This is a genomic window from Halomonas sp. IOP_6 (genome assembly GCF_021151565.1).
In the GTDB taxonomy this organism is placed as follows: Bacteria; Pseudomonadota; Gammaproteobacteria; order Pseudomonadales; family Halomonadaceae; genus Vreelandella; species Vreelandella alkaliphila.
The window spans coordinates 154,850-172,223 of sequence record NZ_JAIRBO010000007.1; the positions used below are offsets into that span (position 1 = coordinate 154,850).

Annotated in this window: 13 protein-coding genes; 3 read left to right on the forward strand and 10 right to left on the reverse strand. The window is 55.8% G+C overall.

Annotation, left to right across the window (positions count from 1 at the left end; all coding sequences use genetic code 11):
• Positions 1–13: 13 nt before the first annotated feature.
• From K7H08_RS14175 to K7H08_RS14200, 6 genes are all read right to left on the reverse strand, one after another.
• Complete coding sequence (locus K7H08_RS14175) at positions 14–649, reverse strand: sarcosine oxidase subunit gamma (protein WP_089039310.1); 636 nt, start codon at positions 647–649, stop codon at positions 14–16.
• Positions 642–3,692: a sarcosine oxidase subunit alpha family protein gene (locus tag K7H08_RS14180; RefSeq protein ID WP_231658303.1), complete on the reverse strand. Its 3,051-nt coding sequence runs from the start codon at positions 3,690–3,692 to the stop codon at positions 642–644. The genes K7H08_RS14175 and K7H08_RS14180 overlap by 8 nt, the downstream gene beginning before the upstream one ends.
• Entirely contained in the window at positions 3,689–4,030 is a 342-nt protein-coding gene (locus K7H08_RS14185; protein WP_038480866.1) for a sarcosine oxidase subunit delta, read from the reverse strand. The genes K7H08_RS14180 and K7H08_RS14185 overlap by 4 nt, the downstream gene beginning before the upstream one ends.
• A 25-nt stretch (positions 4,031–4,055) precedes the next feature.
• Positions 4,056–5,306, reverse strand: a complete 1,251-nt coding sequence (locus K7H08_RS14190; protein ID WP_083000851.1) for a sarcosine oxidase subunit beta family protein — start codon at positions 5,304–5,306, stop codon at positions 4,056–4,058.
• A gap of 47 nt (positions 5,307–5,353) precedes the next feature.
• Positions 5,354–6,667 carry a serine hydroxymethyltransferase gene (gene glyA, locus K7H08_RS14195; RefSeq protein WP_231658304.1) on the reverse strand — a complete coding sequence of 438 codons (1,314 nt, stop codon included), beginning with the start codon at positions 6,665–6,667 and terminating at the stop codon, positions 5,354–5,356.
• A gap of 289 nt (positions 6,668–6,956) precedes the next feature.
• Positions 6,957–8,063, reverse strand: a complete 1,107-nt coding sequence (locus K7H08_RS14200) for a hybrid-cluster NAD(P)-dependent oxidoreductase (RefSeq protein ID WP_089040919.1) — start codon at positions 8,061–8,063, stop codon at positions 6,957–6,959.
• Positions 8,064–8,426: 363 nt separating this feature from the next.
• On the opposite strand from K7H08_RS14200, the gene K7H08_RS14205 reads away from it, so the two are divergent.
• From K7H08_RS14205 to K7H08_RS14215, 3 genes are all read left to right on the forward strand, one after another.
• Positions 8,427–9,713 (forward strand): aromatic ring-hydroxylating oxygenase subunit alpha, encoded by a 1,287-nt coding sequence (locus K7H08_RS14205; RefSeq protein WP_231658305.1) that lies wholly within the window; start codon positions 8,427–8,429, stop codon positions 9,711–9,713.
• A gap of 179 nt (positions 9,714–9,892) precedes the next feature.
• A complete protein-coding gene (locus K7H08_RS14210) occupies positions 9,893–10,519 on the forward strand; it encodes a TetR/AcrR family transcriptional regulator (RefSeq protein WP_231658306.1) in 627 nt (208 codons plus the stop codon).
• Positions 10,520–10,651: 132 nt separating this feature from the next.
• The gene (locus tag K7H08_RS14215; protein ID WP_231658307.1) at positions 10,652–12,703 is read left to right on the forward strand and encodes an NADH:flavin oxidoreductase; all 2,052 of its coding nucleotides are present in this window, start codon (positions 10,652–10,654) and stop codon (positions 12,701–12,703) included.
• A 40-nt stretch (positions 12,704–12,743) separates the two neighbouring features.
• Here K7H08_RS14215 and K7H08_RS14220 read toward each other — a convergent pair whose 3' ends face one another.
• The 4 genes from K7H08_RS14220 to K7H08_RS14235 form a co-directional block, all read right to left on the reverse strand.
• Positions 12,744–13,595: an ABC transporter permease gene (locus K7H08_RS14220; protein WP_089039316.1), complete on the reverse strand. Its 852-nt coding sequence runs from the start codon at positions 13,593–13,595 to the stop codon at positions 12,744–12,746.
• 3 nt (positions 13,596–13,598) lie between these two features.
• Positions 13,599–14,852 carry an ABC transporter permease gene (locus K7H08_RS14225; protein ID WP_231658308.1) on the reverse strand — a complete coding sequence of 418 codons (1,254 nt, stop codon included), beginning with the start codon at positions 14,850–14,852 and terminating at the stop codon, positions 13,599–13,601.
• Between the two features lie 90 nt (positions 14,853–14,942).
• Positions 14,943–16,046, reverse strand: a complete 1,104-nt coding sequence (locus K7H08_RS14230; protein ID WP_231658309.1) for an extracellular solute-binding protein — start codon at positions 16,044–16,046, stop codon at positions 14,943–14,945.
• A gap of 79 nt (positions 16,047–16,125) precedes the next feature.
• The gene (locus K7H08_RS14235; protein ID WP_231658310.1) at positions 16,126–17,268 is read right to left on the reverse strand and encodes an ABC transporter ATP-binding protein; all 1,143 of its coding nucleotides are present in this window, start codon (positions 17,266–17,268) and stop codon (positions 16,126–16,128) included.
• Between the last annotated feature and the right edge of the window lie 106 nt (positions 17,269–17,374).

Here is a 17,374-nt window from a genome sequence, read left to right on the forward strand (position 1 = left end):
TCGGCCTGCCTGCTTATTGTTCTACGTTCACGCCATACTCTGCTGCTGCATCCAGTAGCCAGCGGTAGCAGTAGTCGGCAAAACTGCGCCGCACGACTAACTCCCAACGCTCCTCACTGGGCCGACGAAGGATGGTCGTGGCCTTGGCGAAAACGGTAGTAACGCCTTTGCCCACGGGAAAATGGCGGGGATGAACGTCGTAGATCACCGCTTTCATCAACAGCTCGCGGGCCGCCTCTCCGGTAATCTCTAACACCGTCTGCCCACCGCTGACATCGCTGATGGCGTAATGGGAATCCCCTAAACGCTCCCGCAACTGCGTCTCTAGCGGAAACTCCTCACCGCCAGGCACAATCACCAGCCACTCGTCAGGAGAAAGCCACTGAATGGACCGCTCGCCGCTGGCATCCTGCACCAGCGCCTGGGGCTTACCAGGTAAGCTAATCCCCAGCACGTCGCGCACCGCCTCATCGAGAACGATAGCACCGCCTCGTAAGATCAGATGCCCTAGCATTGCCCGCTCGCGTAGCTGAACCCGACTTGAACTACCAGTACGAGGAGCACCGCTATGACGGTAGCTAAAGGCTAACGGAGACTCTACTGGGATAGCGGTATCAGTACGGGTATCGAAAGTGGCCGCATTAGACATTTTGGCGCTCTCCCTTGGGATCATAAAAAATGGTGCTGACGATTTCGGCTTCGTGAACTTGGCCGTCTGCCATGGGCAGATAGACGGTTTCGCCCATTTTCTTGAGGCCGCCTTTCACCACCGCTAAAGCAAATCCAGAGTCCAGAATTGGGCTGTAGTAGCTTGAGGTCACATGCCCCACCATGGGCATTGGGATCGCATGCTTGGGATCAAACACAATCTGGGCGCCCTCTTCCAGCACCACCGTTGGATCCTTCGGTTTGAGACCCACCAGCTGCTTGCGGTTTTCGCGCTTGGTATCCGTTCGCGTCAGGGCTCGCTTACCAATCCATGAGAAAGGCTTGTCGTAACCTACGCACCACTGCATGCCCAGGTCTTCCGGCGTTACCGAGCCGTCGGTTTCCTGGCCAACGATAATAAAGCCTTTTTCAGCACGCAGGACGTGCATGGTCTCTGTGCCGTAGGGCGTTAAGCCATACTTTTCGCCATGCTTGAACAGGGTCTGCCACACGTGCATGGCGTAGTTGGCTTGAACGTTAATCTCAAAGGTCAACTCACCGGTAAAAGAGATGCGATAGACACGCGCAGGCACCCCGGCCACTTTCCCCGCACGCCACTCCATAAACTTAAAGCTATCGCGGTCGAGATCGATATCCGTCATCTCAGCCAGCAGCTTGCGCGCTTCGGGGCCAGTGATCGTCATGGTGGCCCAGTGGTCAGTCACTGAAGAGAAGTAGACATCCAGTTCTGGCCACTCGGTCTGATGCCATAACTCCAACCATTCCAATATCGCTGCTGCACCACCGGTGGTGGTGGTCATCAAAAAGTGATTTTCAGCAAGACAGCTGGTCACACCGTCATCCGTGACCATGCCATCATCTTTACACATCAAGCCATAACGGCACTTACCAACTGCCAGCTTCTCCCACTTGTTGGTATAGACACGCGCCAGGAATTCACGCGCATCCGGCCCTTGAATGTCGATCTTGCCAAGCGTAGAAGCATCGAGAATACCCACTTTCTCGCGCACCGCTAAACATTCGCGAGCTACAGCTTCGTGCATAGTCTCGGTCTTGCCATTCACCTTCTGTGGGTAGTACCAGGGACGCTTCCACTGGCCGACATCCTCAAACTCGGCGCCGCGCTCAACGTGCCACTGATGAAGAGCGGTATAGCGCTCGGGATCGAACAGATCACGGCAGTGGCGACCCACGATGGCGCCAAAGGTCACCGGCGTATAATTTGGCCGAAATACCGTGGTGCCCACCTCGGGGATGGAGCGATTCAGGCAGCGAGCTGCAATGGCCATACCGTTAATATTGCCCAGCTTGCCTTGGTCGGTACCGAACCCCATCGCGGTATAGCGCTTAATATGCTCGATAGACTCAAAGCCTTCCCGGGTAGCCAGTTCGATGCCCGCCGCGGTGACGTCGTTCTGCAGGTCGACAAATTGCTTCGGCCCGCGTAGCGTGGATTTCTCATGGGGAATCTGGAAAAGCGCCACCGCTGGCCCCTGCTGGAGACGCTCAACGCTAGGCAGATTAACCGGCTGAGCCGCGTGGCCTGTGGCTGCGGCTGCTTTAACACCAGCCTCAACACCCTCGGCAAGTACGTCTCCCAACGCATAGGTGCCATTAGCGCCACCGCAGGCATGAACGCCTTTCACTAGCCCTGGCACAAAGCCGAGGATATCGTCACGCCAAGTAGGCCGCGCGCCGGTATGGGAAGCCAAGTGGATGACCGGACTATAACCACCTGAGCTAGCAATAGTGTCGCAGGCCAACTCCTGGACTGGGCCGCTGACTCGGTAAGCGCCAATATCGATCTTGGCCACCCGAGCGGCAGTGACTCGGTTGCTGCCTTTCGCCTCGATAACGGCACTGCCGGTGATGATCTTGATACCTTGGGCGCGGGCGGCATCGACCCAATCCCCTGCAGGTGCTTCGCGGGCATCAACAACTGCTACCACCTCGCAGCCTGCTTCCTTCCAGTCTAAGGCGGCGCGATAGCCATCATCGTTGCTGGTGGAGAGCACCAGTTGGCGACCTGGCACGACACCATAGCGTCGAATGTAGGTAGAAACAGCGCTTGCCAATAGATTGCCTGGAACATCATTTCCCGCATACACCAATGGCCGCTCGTGAGCGCCTGTGGCTAGGATCACCTGGCCAGCGCGAACTCGATGCATGCGGGAGCGTACCGGGCGGCGGCCATTGACGACAGGCGCCGTTTCGCCCAGATGCTCAGTACGCCGTTCGTGCAGTGTCACAAAATTGTGATCGTGATAACCGTTAGCCGTGGTGCGTGCCAGCAGTGTGACGTTCTCACATCCGGCTAGCTCTTCAAGCACCCAAGCAACCCACTGGTCTGCCGACTTGCCATCCAGAGTTTCGCGGCTACCCAACAGTGATCCGCCCATCTCTTCTTGCTCATCGGCAACGATCACCCGCGCACCGCCACGGGCAGCAGCCAATGCTGCAGACAAGCCAGCAGCGCCAGCGCCAACGACCAGCACATCGCAGTGTTGATGAAGGTGGTCATAGCTGTCTGGATCGGCTTCCATAGGGCTGCGGCCCAGGCCTGCCGCCTTACGAATGTACTTTTCGTAGGTCAGCCACATCGACGCCGGTGCCATAAACGTCTTGTAGTAGAAGCCCGGCGGCATAAATTGCCCACCTAACTTGCCTATCAAGCCCATCAAGTCGCGCTGTACATTAGGCCAACCGTTGGTGCTACAGGCGGCTAATCCATCAAACAGTGCTTGTTGGGTAGCGCGAACATTGGGTACCTGTGCCGCTTCAGTACTGCCTAATTGAACAATGGCATTGGGTTCTTCGGCGCCTGCGGCAACGATGCCTCGGGGGCGCGAGTACTTAAAGCTGCGGTTAACGATATCCACACCGTTAGCCAGCAGCGCCGAGGCCAGGGTATCTCCAGGGTGCCCTTGGTAACGCTGACCGTTAAAGGTAAAGCTCAACGTGCGAGAGCGATCGATTCGGCCACCTGTCTTTAGGCGGAACACTTGTTGCTTAGACTGACTCATGCCCGCACTCCTTCTTGATGGCTTACCGCTGCCGCCTCGCGAGGCTGCTTTTGGCTGTCGGCGGTAATCGTCGGCTGCTCGCCCATTTTGTAGGTCTCAAGAATCTCGTAGCTCACCGTGTGGCGCGTCACGTTGAAGAACTTGCGGCAACCCACCGCATGCACCCACATTTCGTGATGCACCCCTCTGGGATTGTTGCGGAAGAAAAGGTAGTTCCCCCACTCTTCATCGCTACACGCCTCGGGCTCTTTGGGTCGCTCAATATGCGCCTGGCCCTTGGGGTGAAACTCCTCTTCCTCACGGTGCTCGCCGCAGTAGGGGCAATAGATATAAAACATGGCGGATACTCCTCTCGTATTTACCCTAGTGGGCCACGCCGGCGGCGCCGTGCTCATCAATCAGCGCACCGCTATGGAAGCGGAACATGGAGAACGGCTCAGCAATGGGGTGCATCTCACCCTTAGCCAAGCTGGCAGCGAACACGTGACCCGATCCTGGAGTAGCTTTGAAGCCACCCGTGCCCCAACCACAGTTGAAGAACAACCCCTTCACCGGTGTTTTAGAGATAATCGGACAGGCATCCGGACAGGTATCGACAATACCGCCCCACTGACGATTCATACGCACCCGAGAGAAGATCGGGAACATCTCGACGATCGCCTGAAGGGTGTGTTCCACGGTAGGATAGCTACCGCGCTGACCATAGCCGTTATAGCCGTCAATGCCAGCGCCGATGACTAAGTCGCCTTTATCAGACTGACTGATATAGCCATGCACGTGATTAGACATCACCACGGTATCGAGAATCGGTTTGATCGGCTCGGAGACCAGGGCTTGTAGCGGGTGGGATTCCAAAGGCAACTGAAAGCCGCCCATATTGGCCAACACGCCAGAATTACCGGCGGTCACACAGCCCACTGTCTTGGCCTCGATATCGCCACGGTTGGTGTGCACACCGTAGATCCTACCGTCACGGATTTTGAAGCCGGTAACTTCGGTCTGCTGGAGAATATCCACCCCGTGAGCATCAGCACCGCGCGCATAGCCCCAGGCCACAGCATCATGACGCGCTACCCCAGCACGCGGCTGCCAGGAAGCGCCCATCACTGGGTAGCGAGCATTCTTGGAGCAGTCCATGATTGGCACCAGCGCCTGCACACCCTTGGTGTCCAACACTTCGCCATCAATGCCATTTAGGCGATTCGCGTTAACCCGGCGCTGGATATCGCGCATATCCTGCAAGGTATGCCCCAGGTTGAGCACCCCTCGCTGGGAGAACATGACGTTGTAGTTAAGGTCTTGAGAAAGCCCTTCCCACAGCTTCATGGCATGTTCGTAAAGGGCTGCCGATTCGTCCCATAAGTAGTTCGAGCGCACGATGGTCGTATTACGGGCGGTATTACCACCGCCCAACCAGCCCTTCTCGATCACCGCGACATTCTTGACACCGAACTCTTTGGCCAAGTAGTAAGCCGTGGCCAAACCGTGGCCACCACCACCGACGATGATCACATCGTACTGCTTCTTAGGCGTGGGATTGCGCCATTGGCGCTCCCAGTTTTCATGGTGGCTCAGCGCGTGCTTGACCAGGCCGAAGCCGGAATAGCGTTGCATAATGGTCTCCTTAGTTCAGCCGCGCCGGGCCTTGCCGGCAAGCCGATTCAAGCAATAGATTCGACGGCTTCAGCGACAGCTTCAGCATAGACAGGGTGCCGGGCACACACGTCACTCACTTTAGCCAGCACCTCGGCCTCGATGGCAGCGGTATCACTCCCAGCAGCTAATACGTCTAGGATGTCGCAAATCCAGCCAGCTAGTTCGCCACACTCTTGGGCATTGAAGCCACGCGTGGTAACCGCGGGGGTACCAATACGTAGACCCGATGTCACGAAGGGGCTCTGCGGGTCGTTGGGCACCGTGTTCTTATTAACGGTGATATGCGCGCGGCCCAATGCGGCATCCGCATCCTTACCCGTGACGCCCTGCTGGATAAGCGAGACTAAGAAAAGATGATCTTCGGTACCACCCGACACAACATCATAGCCGCGCTTCATGAATACGTTGGCCATGGCTTGGGCGTTGTCAATCACCTGCTGCTGGTAACGCACAAACTCCTGGCTCATGGCTTCCTTGAACGCCACCGCTTTCGCCGCGATAACATGCATCAATGGGCCACCTTGCTGGCCTGGGAAGACCGCACCATTAAGCTTTTTGTAGAGCGCCTCGTCGCCATCCGCAGACAGAATCAGGCCACCGCGGGGGCCACGCAGCGTTTTGTGGGTAGTCGTGGTGACGACGTGGGCATGAGGCAGCGGGCTCGGATAAAGGTTAGCTGCCACTAAACCTGCAACGTGGGCCATGTCGACCATTAAGTAAGCACCCACTTCATCAGCGATAGTGCGGAAACGACGCCAATCCACCACGCGAGAGTAGGCAGAGAAACCGGCAATGATCATTTTCGGCTGATGCTCACGGGCCAAACGCTCAACTTCTTCGTAATCGATCTCACCGGTTTCCGGCTTGAGGCCGTACTGAACAGCGTTGTAATGTTTGCCCGAGAAGTTAGGAGCGGCGCCGTGGGTTAAATGGCCGCCGTGGGCAAGGCTCATACCTAGAATCGTATCGCCAGGTTTGACCAGCGCCATAAACACAGCGGCATTTGCCTGGGCACCGGAATGCGGCTGCACATTGGCATAATTGGCACTAAATAAGTTGCAAGCACGCTCAATGGCTAAGGCTTCAACCTTGTCGACGAACTCACAGCCGCCGTAGTAGCGACGGCCTGGATAGCCTTCCGCATACTTGTTGGTCAGCTGAGTGCCTTGCGCTTCCATGACAAGTTGACTGGTGTAATTTTCGGAGGCGATCAGCTCAATATGCGCTTCTTGGCGTACCGTTTCTTCAGCAATTGCTTCTGCAAGCAAACTGTCGTAACTGGCCAAACGTGCTTTTGGGGAAAAATTACTTTGAAGCATTATCGCCTCCTGATGAGTGACTTTTTTATTAAGTGCTGGACGTTCTCTTTAACGCTGACAAACCAAGGTTTCTATCAACCAAGGTTCCTATCAACGTTTTCTTACCGCGATACTATCGTTGGTTTCCTGGCCCAAGATACTTGTTGACGTCACCACTCGATGCATTTGCGACATCGACATCAATTAGCCAGGCTGCGCAGATAGACCGTCATTGATTACCCATAAAAAAGCGCCCTAAACGGCAAAAGCCATAAAGGGCGCTTTACTGAAGTATTAAAAAATGACTGCGTTAAAAATCGACGACGAGGTCCCCTTTAGGACGACTGCAGCAAGATAGAATGTAGCCTTCTGCGACATCCTCATCCGTAATGCCCCCGTTATGCTCCATATCCACCTCCCCCGACTTGAGCTCTACGCGGCAAGTACCGCATATCCCCATACCACATGCTTTGGGGATATGCAGACCCAACTTCGCCGCTGCTGCATGCACTGTTTCGCCTGGCTGAATGCGCACACTTTTGCCGGTCGATGCGAACTCAATGCTGTGCAAGTCATTGCTATCAACATTTTCAGCATCGACTTCTGCTTGCTCGGCCAGCTCACGCACATCATCACGAACGTCGATAGGCGTGGCGCCAAACGACTCTTCGTGATAATGGCTCATATCAAAGTTATGGTGCTGCAAAATACGCTTGATGGCGTTCATATAGGGAGTTGGGCCGCAACAAAAGATCTCCCTCTCCATAAAGTCCGGCACCATTAATTCGAATAACGGCTCGGTGAGATAACCCCGGTAGCCAGCCCACGCCTCTCCAATATCCTCTTTACTCTCACAGATAATATGCAGTTTGAATTCAGGGATACGCGAAAACATATGCACCAATTCACGATGATAAATGACATCGCGGGGAGCTCGAGCACTATGTATAAATTCAACATCCACAGCGGCATTAGTATCAAAAAGCCAACGTGTCATGGACATTAAAGGGGTAATGCCAACACCGCCTGAGAGGAACAACACTTTCTCGGCGGGAAAGTCGATCGAGTTAAAGTTACCGACCGGCCCATGCACCACCAGCTCGTCGCCTATTTTTAAATTGGCATGCAGCCAATTGGAAACCTTGCCTCCCGGCACCTGCTTAACAGTGATCGAAAAGCTGTAAGGAATAGAGGGTGAGCTTGAGATTGTATAGGAGCGCATGATCGGCTGATTATCGATCTCAAGCTCAAGGGTCACAAACTGGCCAGGCTTGAAGAAGAACAGTACGGGTTGCTCCGCCATAAAACAGAACGTGCGTACATCTTGGGTTTCTTGGATCACCTTAACGCAACGTACCTGGTGGCGGCCGTTAGTCCAGGTTTGGGTCGTGACCGGGTTAAAGAAATTAGTTGTCATTATCGCCTCTGCCTGACCAGCCTTCATCGCTATGCATTACCGAACCGTATTCGCTATACAGCCCAGCACCGTTGATGTGCATTTTGGGGACGCTCCTCTTAGCCGACTTACCTGACAACGACGCGCACTTACCTCGTGCCACTCTTTATTGCTTAGAAAGCTCTTCTTTAGTCGCCGCTACGCCACCTGATGTCGCGGGCAGATAATTGGCAAGGATGTGCCTGCAACACAATCAGACACTGGCATCAGGCCCCATTCGAATAAAACGCCAGGTTACGCAACAGAACAACAAGATAAACAATCTTGACTAACGGCCGCCACGCAGCCCTTGAGGGGAAAGCGGAGGTTTACGAGGATACTGGTATGGAAAAAAGTGTTTCTAATATGATGGACGACCCACTCGCTGCGGCTCGTGAGTCAACGACCCATATGCTGCAGGAAAGGGCGCGTACCTTTTCTCTTCCGCAACCGTTTTATAACGATGCCCGCCTGTTTGCTCTTGATATGCAAGAGATTTTCGAAAAAGAGTGGTTGTTCGCAGGCATGACATGCGAGATCCCCTCCAAGGGTAACTTCATCACCTTGGATATTGGCGACAACCCCATCGTTATTGTGCGCGGTAGTGAAGGCGTTATTCATGCGTTTCACAATGTGTGCCGCCATCGCGGTTCGCGTCTGTGCGTAAAAGATAAGGGCAAGGTGGCAAAACTCGTCTGCCCGTATCATCAGTGGACTTACGAGCTTGATGGCCGCTTGCTGTTTGCCGGTAGCGACATGGGCACTGACTTCGACCTCAACCAGTTTGGCCTCAAGCCGGTCAACGTCCAAACAGCTGGCGGCTTCATCTTTATCAACCTGAGCGATGAACCACCTGCAATTGACGATTTTCTGACAACGCTTGAGCACTATCTCGAGCCGTACCAGATGGACAGCGTCAAGGTTGCCACGGAATCCAGCATCGTCGAGCAAGCCAACTGGAAACTCGTGATCGAAAACAACCGCGAGTGCTACCACTGTAACGGCGCGCACCCTGAACTGCTTAATTCGTTGCAGGAGTTTGATGATACCGACGACCCCCGCGCAACACCCGCTTATAAAGCGCTGGTGGCACGTAAACAAGCAGACTGGGATGCCGAACAGGTGCCCTACCAGTTAAAGCGGTTTGGTAAACGCAACCGCCTGACGCGTACGCCACTGCTGGATGGCATTGTCTCCATGACAATGGATGGCAAGCCCGGCAGCAAGAAACTGATGGGGCGTTTATCAAGCCCCGACATGGGCTCACTGCGTATCCTTCACCTGCCCAACTCATGGAACCATTTCATGGGCGATCACGCAGTGGTATTTCGCGTGTTGCCAATTGGTCCGCAGCAAACCGTGGTAACTACCAAGTGGCTGGTTCACAAGGATGCCGTGGAAGGCGTCGACTACGACCCCGAACAGCTTCGCCGAGTATGGGATGCCACCAACGACCAGGATCGCCAGCTCGCCGAAGAGAACCAGCGCGGCATCAACTCAAAGGCTTATCAGCCTGGGCCTTATTCTGAAACCTATGAGTTCGGTGTTATCGACTTTGTCAATTGGTACGCCGCCCGCATGCTTGAGAATCTAGGCCACGAGGCTCCCACGTTACAGCTAGCGCAAGGCTGACGTTTGCAGAGTAATTTCCCCATCCATCTGGCCCGCTTATGCGGGCCAGACTTGTTTAGCGGCGCGCATAGAGACATTGATCGTCACCTTCACCAGAACTCAGCCGAGAGCGCTAACCACGTGTACACATAAAAGACACATGTGTACACTGTATCGCAACATTCCTAAAGGTTAGCCCCATGCCCTCCCCCAATACGTCCGCCACCAAGGGCTCCCAAGACGTCTGGCTTGATGCGGCGTTTGAGACGCTACTGGAATCAGGCATCGATAGTGTACGCATTCTGCCCCTGGCCAAGCGCCTAAAGCTTTCTCGGACCAGTTTCTACTGGTTCTTTAAGGATCGTGAGTCACTGCTGGAAGCACTGATCGCACGCTGGCGTGAAAAGAACACCCAGGGACTGGTGCATCAGACTGAAGCTTATGCCGAGAATATCGTCGAGGCGATGCTTAATGTCTTCGACTGCTGGTTAGATCCTAACTTATTCGACTCCCCGCTAGAATTCGCCATGCGCAGTTGGGCACTACAGTCGGCGCCGGTGGTGAGTGAAATCGAGACTGCCGATGCCACACGTATCGAAGCCCTGACACGCATGTTCCAGCGCTACGGTTATGATTCACTGGCGGCCAACGTTCGTGGCCGCACGATCTACCTAACCCAGATCGGCTATATCTCGATGAAGACGCAGGAGCCGATCAAAGTGCGTATGCAGCGCATCCCCGCCTATGTCGAAATATTCACCGGCCAGTCTCCTGACGCAAGGGAACTGCAACGCTTCCATGCCCGCCATGGGTACATAGAAGAGTAGTCGGCCGATACGATAAGCGACGGGTTTATGTCAGTTACCGCCCCGCCAACGTACACTAATGAACATTAAATTGACATACATGAACATCGGCACCTAACTTTGTTAAATACACAACAAAATAGAGTGCTATCCATGGCTAACGATCCGCTGTTGCAGCCCTTCCAACTCAAACACCTGACCCTAAAAAACAGGCTTATGATGACAGCTCATGAGCCCGCTTATCCTGAGGATGGGATGCCCAAAGCACTCTACCGTGCCTACCACGTCGAACGGGCCAAGGCAGGTCTTGGCCTGACCATGACGGCAGGATCCGCGGCGGTAGCAAAAGACAGCCCGCCGGTGTTCAACAATATTCTCGCCTATAAGGATGAAGTCGTACCTTGGATGCGTGAGCTGACCGATGCCTGCCACGAGCACGGTACCGCGGTAATGATCCAACTGACTCACTTGGGCCGACGTACACGTTGGGACAAAGGTGACTGGTTGCCAGCGGTGTCGCCTTCTCATCGCCGCGAGGCGTCCCACCGCGCCTTTCCCAAACAGGTCGAGGACTGGGATATCGAACGTTTGATCCGTGACTACGCCGATGCTGCCGAACGCATGCACGCTGCCGGACTCGATGGCATCGAGCTGCAGGCCTACGGCCACTTGATGGATCAATTTTGGTCGCCACTGACCAATACCTTAGAGGAACCTTATGGTGGGGATCTCGATAACCGACTGCGTTTCACCTTTGACGTGCTGCGCGCCATTCGCCAGCGAGTTGGCGAGGCGTTCATCGTCGGCGTTCGCTATACCGGCGACGAAATGCTATCGGGTGGACTGACATCCAGTGATGGGCTGGAGATCTCACGACGCTTAAAGAGTAGCGGCCTGATAGACTTCCTCAACGTGGTTCGCGGCCACATCGACACCGACGCAGGGCTCACCGACGTGATTCCCATCCAAGGCATGCCCAGCGCCCCGCACCTGGATTTTGCCGGAGAAATACGCCGTGAGACCGATTTCCCCACCTTTCATGGCGCCAAGATTCAGGATGTCGCCACTGCCCGTTACGCCATCGCTTCCGGCAAGGTCGACATCATCGGCATGACCCGTGCCCACATGGCCGACCCGCACATCGTGCGCAAGATCGTAGAGGGGCGAGAGGAAGAGATCCGCCCCTGCGTTGGCGCCAACTACTGCCTTGATCGCATCTATCAAGGCGGTGCCGCCTACTGCATCCATAACGCGGCCACCGGGCGTGAAACCAGCATGCCCCACACCATTTCCAAGGCGGCACAGCAACGGCGAGTCGTCATTATCGGCGCAGGTCCAGCAGGATTAGAAGCTGCTCGTGTTGCCGGCGAGCGTGGCCATTCGGTGGTGGTATTAGAAGCCGCCAGCGATGCTGGAGGACAGATACGGCTCACGGCACAGAGTGAGCGACGTCGCGAGATGCTAGGCATCATCGATTGGCGCTTGGCACGCTGCGAGGCGCTTGGCGTCGAGATCCGTTACAACGTCTGGGCCGAGGCCGAGGACGTGCTCGCCGAAAAGCCTGATGTGGTGATCGTGGCCACCGGCGGCTACCCCATGGAAGACCAACCCACCGTCGGCCACGACTTAGTGATCAACACCTGGGACATTCTTTCCGGACACGTGCCGCCGGGCAAGCGGATATTGCTGTTCGACGATGCCGGCGACCATGCCGCTCTGCAGGCGGCAGAGATCATTGCCGCCACGGGAGCAGAGCTTGAGATTATGACGCCGGACCGCACCTTCTCCGCAGAGATCATGGCCATGAATCTGGTGCCCTACATGCGCTCCCTACAGCGCGCTAACGTCATATTCACGCCGACTTATCGACTGAAGTCCGTGCAGCGCGACGGCAACCAACTGCTCGCCGAGATCACCAGCGATTATGTTGTTCACGGCCAGCAGGATAGGGAGCATGCACGGCAAATCGACCAAGTGGTGGTCAACTACGGCATTACACCGATGGCCGAACTCTATTTTGAGCTAAAGCCGCACTCCAGCAACCGCGGCGAGGTGAATTACGATGACCTAATCGTGGGCGCCCCCCAGAGCATAACGCGCAATCCGGATGGCAGCTTCCAACTGTTCCGTATCGGTGATGCCGTCGAGTCCCGTAATACTCACGCGGCCATCTACGACGCGCTTAGGTTGGTCAAAGACCTTTAGTTTTCACATCAAACCGGCGCGGTAAAAACGCTGTTTGGGCTTAGTCGGGAGAGAGCCCCCGCAGACGCTCACTGCGCCGACGTAGCAGCTCAAGCGTAGTGAGTAGCAGCATCGAAAGCAGCACCAGTAGGGTCGCCACAGCGAGGATCGTTGGGCTTATCTGCTCGCGAATGCCCGACCACATTTGAATCGGCATGGTACGTTGCTCGGGCCCGGCGATGAACAGCACCACCACCACCTCGTCAAATGACGTAATGAAGGCGAACAACGCCCCCGACACCACCCCCGGCGTGACCAGTGGCAGAACCACCTTGAAGAAGGTCCGCGTGGGATTGGCGCCGAGGCTATGCGCCGCGCGGATCAGCGTGGTGTCGAAGCTCGATAGCGTAGCGGTCACAGTGATGACCACGAAGGGAATGCCGAGCGCCGTGTGGGCCAGGATCACGCCTACGTAGGTCTGGGCGAGATTGACCTTGGAAAAGAAGAAGAACATCGCCGCCGCAGAGATGATCAACGGCACGATCATCGGTGAGATCAATAGCGCCATAATCGCGCCACGCGCAGGCATATGCCGACTCGACAACCCTAACGCCGCCACCGTCCCTAGCACTGTGGCTAGCAGCGTGGACGCAATACCGATGATAAAGCTGTTCTTGATGGCATTGAGCCACTCGCTCGATGTAAAGAAGTCCTGATACCAGCGCAACGAATAACCGGCTGGGTCGAAAGTCAGCATTTCCTTACTGAAGGTGAAGTAGGGCTGCGCGTTGAATGACAGCGGTATGATCACCAATAGCGGCCCGATCAGGAATAGGAACACCAGGCCACAGATAGCCAGAAAGATGTAATGCCAAATGCGCTCGCCACGGGTGGCGTAGGAAGGAATAGCCATCGTTTACCCCAGCTTGACCTTGTCGACGCCGATCAGACGATTGAATACCAGATAACAGATAATCACCACGAACAGCAGGATGGAGGCAATCGCAGCCGCCAGTCCCCAGTTGAGCGATGTCTGCATATGGTAGGCGATGTAATTGGTGATGAAGCGACCCGACTGCCCACCCACCAACGCCGGTGTGATGTAGTAGCCAATCGACAGTATGAATACCAAGATGCCACCAGCGGCAATGCCTGGAATCGTCAGAGGGAAATAGACCCGGCGGAAACTGAGAAACGGCTTGCCGCCCAACGAGCGGGCGGCGCGCATATAGCTGGGTGGAATGGTCTTCATCACCGAGTAAAGCGGTAGAATCATAAAAGGCAGCAGAATATGCGTCATGGCGATGATCGTGCCCATCTTGTTGTGGATCATCTGCCACCGCGCCTCATCGGCGATCACGCCAAGAGCCACCATCACGTCATTGAGCACCCCCTGTGACTGCAGGATGGCAATCCAGGTGGTGGTGCGCACCAGCAGCGAGGTCCAGAACGGTAGCAGTACCAGGATCATCAGCAGATTGGAGTGGCGCGTTGGCAGGTTCGCCAGCAGAAAGGCCACCGGAAAACCGAGCGCAAGCGTCAGGCCCGTGATGACAGCGCTCATCCATAGCGTGCGCCAAAACAAGGTGGCGTGGATCTGCATATGTTCCGGCACTTTGGCGATCTCGCCGTCCGCGTTCAACTGACGGTCGACCGCTGCCAGATAATACGAAATGGTGTAGGGCGACGCCTCACGCTGGATCAGCTTCCAGGTATCGAGTTCTCCCCAGGTATCGTTGACCTCGATCAGAGACTCGCGATACGGCGGTTCCAAGGTACCGACGCGGCGCGCCGTGCGGCTAATGGTCGAACGCATGCCCGACTTTTCATAGTTCAGCCGGCTGGACAACAGCCCTAAGTTGCGTTCCTGCTGTCCGACGCGAAGGTCCTCAGCCAAGGCGGCAAAGGCGGCTTCATCGGGTAATGACTCCCCATTCCAGCCTTCCAGCGCTGAAACGGTTCGTGATAGATGGGTAGACACTTCAGGGTTATCGACACTGCGCCACAGCATTTCGAACAAGGGCATCAGAAAGGCGATAAACAAAAATGCCAATAGCGGCGCAACCAGCAACAGTGCCTTGATTTTCGAGCGTCGCACGGTGCGACGCAGGCTAACCTTGAGCGGCACGCCATCGGCCGTTGTCAGAGGAGCTGCAGGCGGTTCGGACACTTAGATCTCTCCGTCAGGCAAGAAAAGCGATCAACAACGATCGGCTATCGGTATGCCGCCGCCCGATTGTCGACGGACGGCGGCAGCGCCTTACTGGGATAGCCAGGCGTTAAAGCGCTGGGTCAGCTCATCGTTGTAGTCAGCCCAAAACAGGTCATCTTTTTGCAGTGCCGTTGCGAAGTTCGGTTCGTGGGTTGGCATGTGCGGCGTCATATCGATACCAGTTTCGGCATGGGTGGACACCAGCTCAGAGGAAGAAAGACGTGCCGGGCCATAGGAAATGTACTGAGCCTGGTCGGCGAGTCGCTGGGTATCGGTGGCGAAATAGAGATAATCCTTCACCTTGTCGAGCTTGCCGGTGGGCACAACCCAGCCATCCAGCTCGAACACCTGCGCATCCCAAATGATTTCGAAGGGTTGGTCTTCAGTGACCATGGCATTGAAGATCCGACCATTGTAGGCGGAGGCAAAGGCGACTTCCTGATCGGCCAACAGCTGAGGTGGCTGGGCGCCCTCTTCCCACCAGATGACTTCATCCTTGATGGTATCCAGCTTGTCGAAGGCACGCTGCACGCCTTCTTCGGTCTCAAGCATGGCGTAAACCTCATCACGTTCGACACCATCGGCGATCAAGGCCCATTCCATATTGTTAATCGGCTTGCGCAGCAGAGCCCGCTTGCCGGGGTAGTTTTCCAGGTCGAAGACATCCTCGATGGTGCTGGGCTGAGCGTCCTCTGGGAACATCTCGCTATTGAAGGCGACAATATTGGAATAGACGATGGACGCCACAAAGCAGTCCCCCAAGCCCCCCTCGACGAAGTCCTCACTTGGCGGCGTGCCATCCGGGGCGTCGGCCAGCAGCTCATCGTGGTCGAGAGGCTCGATAAGCCCTTCGTCACAAGCGATCATGGCATCGGCGGGGAGCATGTCGACTAAATCCCAGGTCACGTTGCCAGCCTGAGATTGAGCACGCAGACCGGCCAAAGCGTTACCACTGCGGTCGATATTGACAATCTCGTCACCCGTCTTCTCTATCCACGGCTTATCGTAAGCCTCGTGCTGGCTCATGCTGTAAGCACCGCCCCAAGAAACAATATTCAGCGTCTGCTGAGCATGGGCACTAACCGCCACGGCAAGTGCCGACATCCCCACGGCAGCGATACTTGTCTTAACAACGCGATTGCTGATTTTCATAGAGATTCTCCGTTTACTGTTGTCATCGCCGTCGACACCATCGGATACCGAGAAACGGCGCACTTGACTGCCGTCCGGCTCATGCATCCAACGCGCGGCAATCGGCACTCGACCAACCAACCTGAATTTGCTGGCCGGGGCGCATCACCCCACACCCTTGGGCATTGGGCGTTTTCAAAATAAAGTCCTCGTTACCGCACACCGACACCCGCGTGCGTAGATGGTCGCCAAGGTAGATAACCTCCTGCACCGTGGCAGTGAACTGGTTGTCGAACTGCGCGCCGTCGGTATCATCCGGCAGGATGCTGACCCGCTCGGGTCTCAGTGATAGCGTCGTACGCGAGCCTACATCGCCCGCCGCCACCGTTTTGGCAATCACCATGTCGCCGCTATCCAGGCGCACCTTGCAGTCACTACCGAGGTGCTCGATAACGTCACCCACCAAGCGGTTGTTCTCGCCGATGAAATACGCCACAAAGGCATTTTCCGGCCGTTCGTAGAGTTCGTCCGGAGAGGCCAACTGCTGCACAATGCCATCGTTGAAGACCGCGATCCGGTCAGACATGGTCAGTGCTTCGGTCTGGTCGTGGGTGACGTAAATCATGGTTACCCCAAGACGGGCGTGAATGCGCTTGATCTCGTACTGCATCTCTTCGCGAAGATTCTTGTCCAGCGCGCCCAGCGGTTCGTCCATCAGCACCAGATCAGGCTCAAAGACCAGCGCACGAGCCAATGCCACCCGTTGTTGCTGGCCGCCAGAGAGCTGCGCCGGGCGGCGATCACCAAACTCTTCCAGGCGTACCATGGCCAGTGCTTTAGCCACTTTCTCCTTGATCTCCGCTTTGCTGAGATGACGAACCTCAAGCGGAAAAGCAAGATTCTCGGCCACCGTCATGTGCGGGAATAACGCATAGTTCTGGAAGACCATGCCAATGCCACGCTTGTGCGGCGGCAAGCCGCTAATTGGCTCGTCGTTGAGTAGAATTTCACCATGGGTGGGGGTTTCGAAGCCTGCCATCATCATCAGACAGGTGGTCTTTCCAGAGCCCGAAGGGCCTAGCAGGGTGACGAATTCACCCTTGCGGATATCAAGATTGAAGTCCTTGACGACCAGCTCAACACCGTCATAACTCTTTTGGACATTGACGAAGCGGGCAAAACTCGACGGCGCTTCTGTCGTTGCCGCCGTCGTCCCCCCAGCATCTGCAAGGGTCTCATTCATGCACATTCCCCGTTAAAAGCCCTGTTGCGCAAAGGTAAGTGCACAATTCAACACATGCCTCCACACATCCCCGGGCCCCCTATTGGTTTATATTTTTTTCCTAATA

Bases quoted from the DNA above. Each gene is read 5' to 3' on its own strand.
- K7H08_RS14175 (WP_089039310.1), bottom strand. From the start codon at position 649: ATGTCTAATGCGGCCACTTTCGATACCCGTACTGATACCGCTATCCCA.
- K7H08_RS14180 (WP_231658303.1), bottom strand. From the start codon at position 3,692: ATGAGTCAGTCTAAGCAACAAGTGTTCCGCCTAAAGACAGGTGGCCGA.
- K7H08_RS14185 (WP_038480866.1), bottom strand. From the start codon at position 4,030: ATGTTTTATATCTATTGCCCCTACTGCGGCGAGCACCGTGAGGAAGAG.
- K7H08_RS14190 (WP_083000851.1), bottom strand. From the start codon at position 5,306: ATGCAACGCTATTCCGGCTTCGGCCTGGTCAAGCACGCGCTGAGCCAC.
- glyA (WP_231658304.1), bottom strand. From the start codon at position 6,667: ATGCTTCAAAGTAATTTTTCCCCAAAAGCACGTTTGGCCAGTTACGAC.
- K7H08_RS14200 (WP_089040919.1), bottom strand. From the start codon at position 8,063: ATGACAACTAATTTCTTTAACCCGGTCACGACCCAAACCTGGACTAAC.
- K7H08_RS14205 (WP_231658305.1), top strand. From the start codon at position 8,427: ATGGAAAAAAGTGTTTCTAATATGATGGACGACCCACTCGCTGCGGCT.
- K7H08_RS14210 (WP_231658306.1), top strand. From the start codon at position 9,893: ATGCCCTCCCCCAATACGTCCGCCACCAAGGGCTCCCAAGACGTCTGG.
- K7H08_RS14215 (WP_231658307.1), top strand. From the start codon at position 10,652: ATGGCTAACGATCCGCTGTTGCAGCCCTTCCAACTCAAACACCTGACC.
- K7H08_RS14220 (WP_089039316.1), bottom strand. From the start codon at position 13,595: ATGGCTATTCCTTCCTACGCCACCCGTGGCGAGCGCATTTGGCATTAC.
- K7H08_RS14230 (WP_231658309.1), bottom strand. From the start codon at position 16,046: ATGAAAATCAGCAATCGCGTTGTTAAGACAAGTATCGCTGCCGTGGGG.
- K7H08_RS14235 (WP_231658310.1), bottom strand. From the start codon at position 17,268: ATGAATGAGACCCTTGCAGATGCTGGGGGGACGACGGCGGCAACGACA.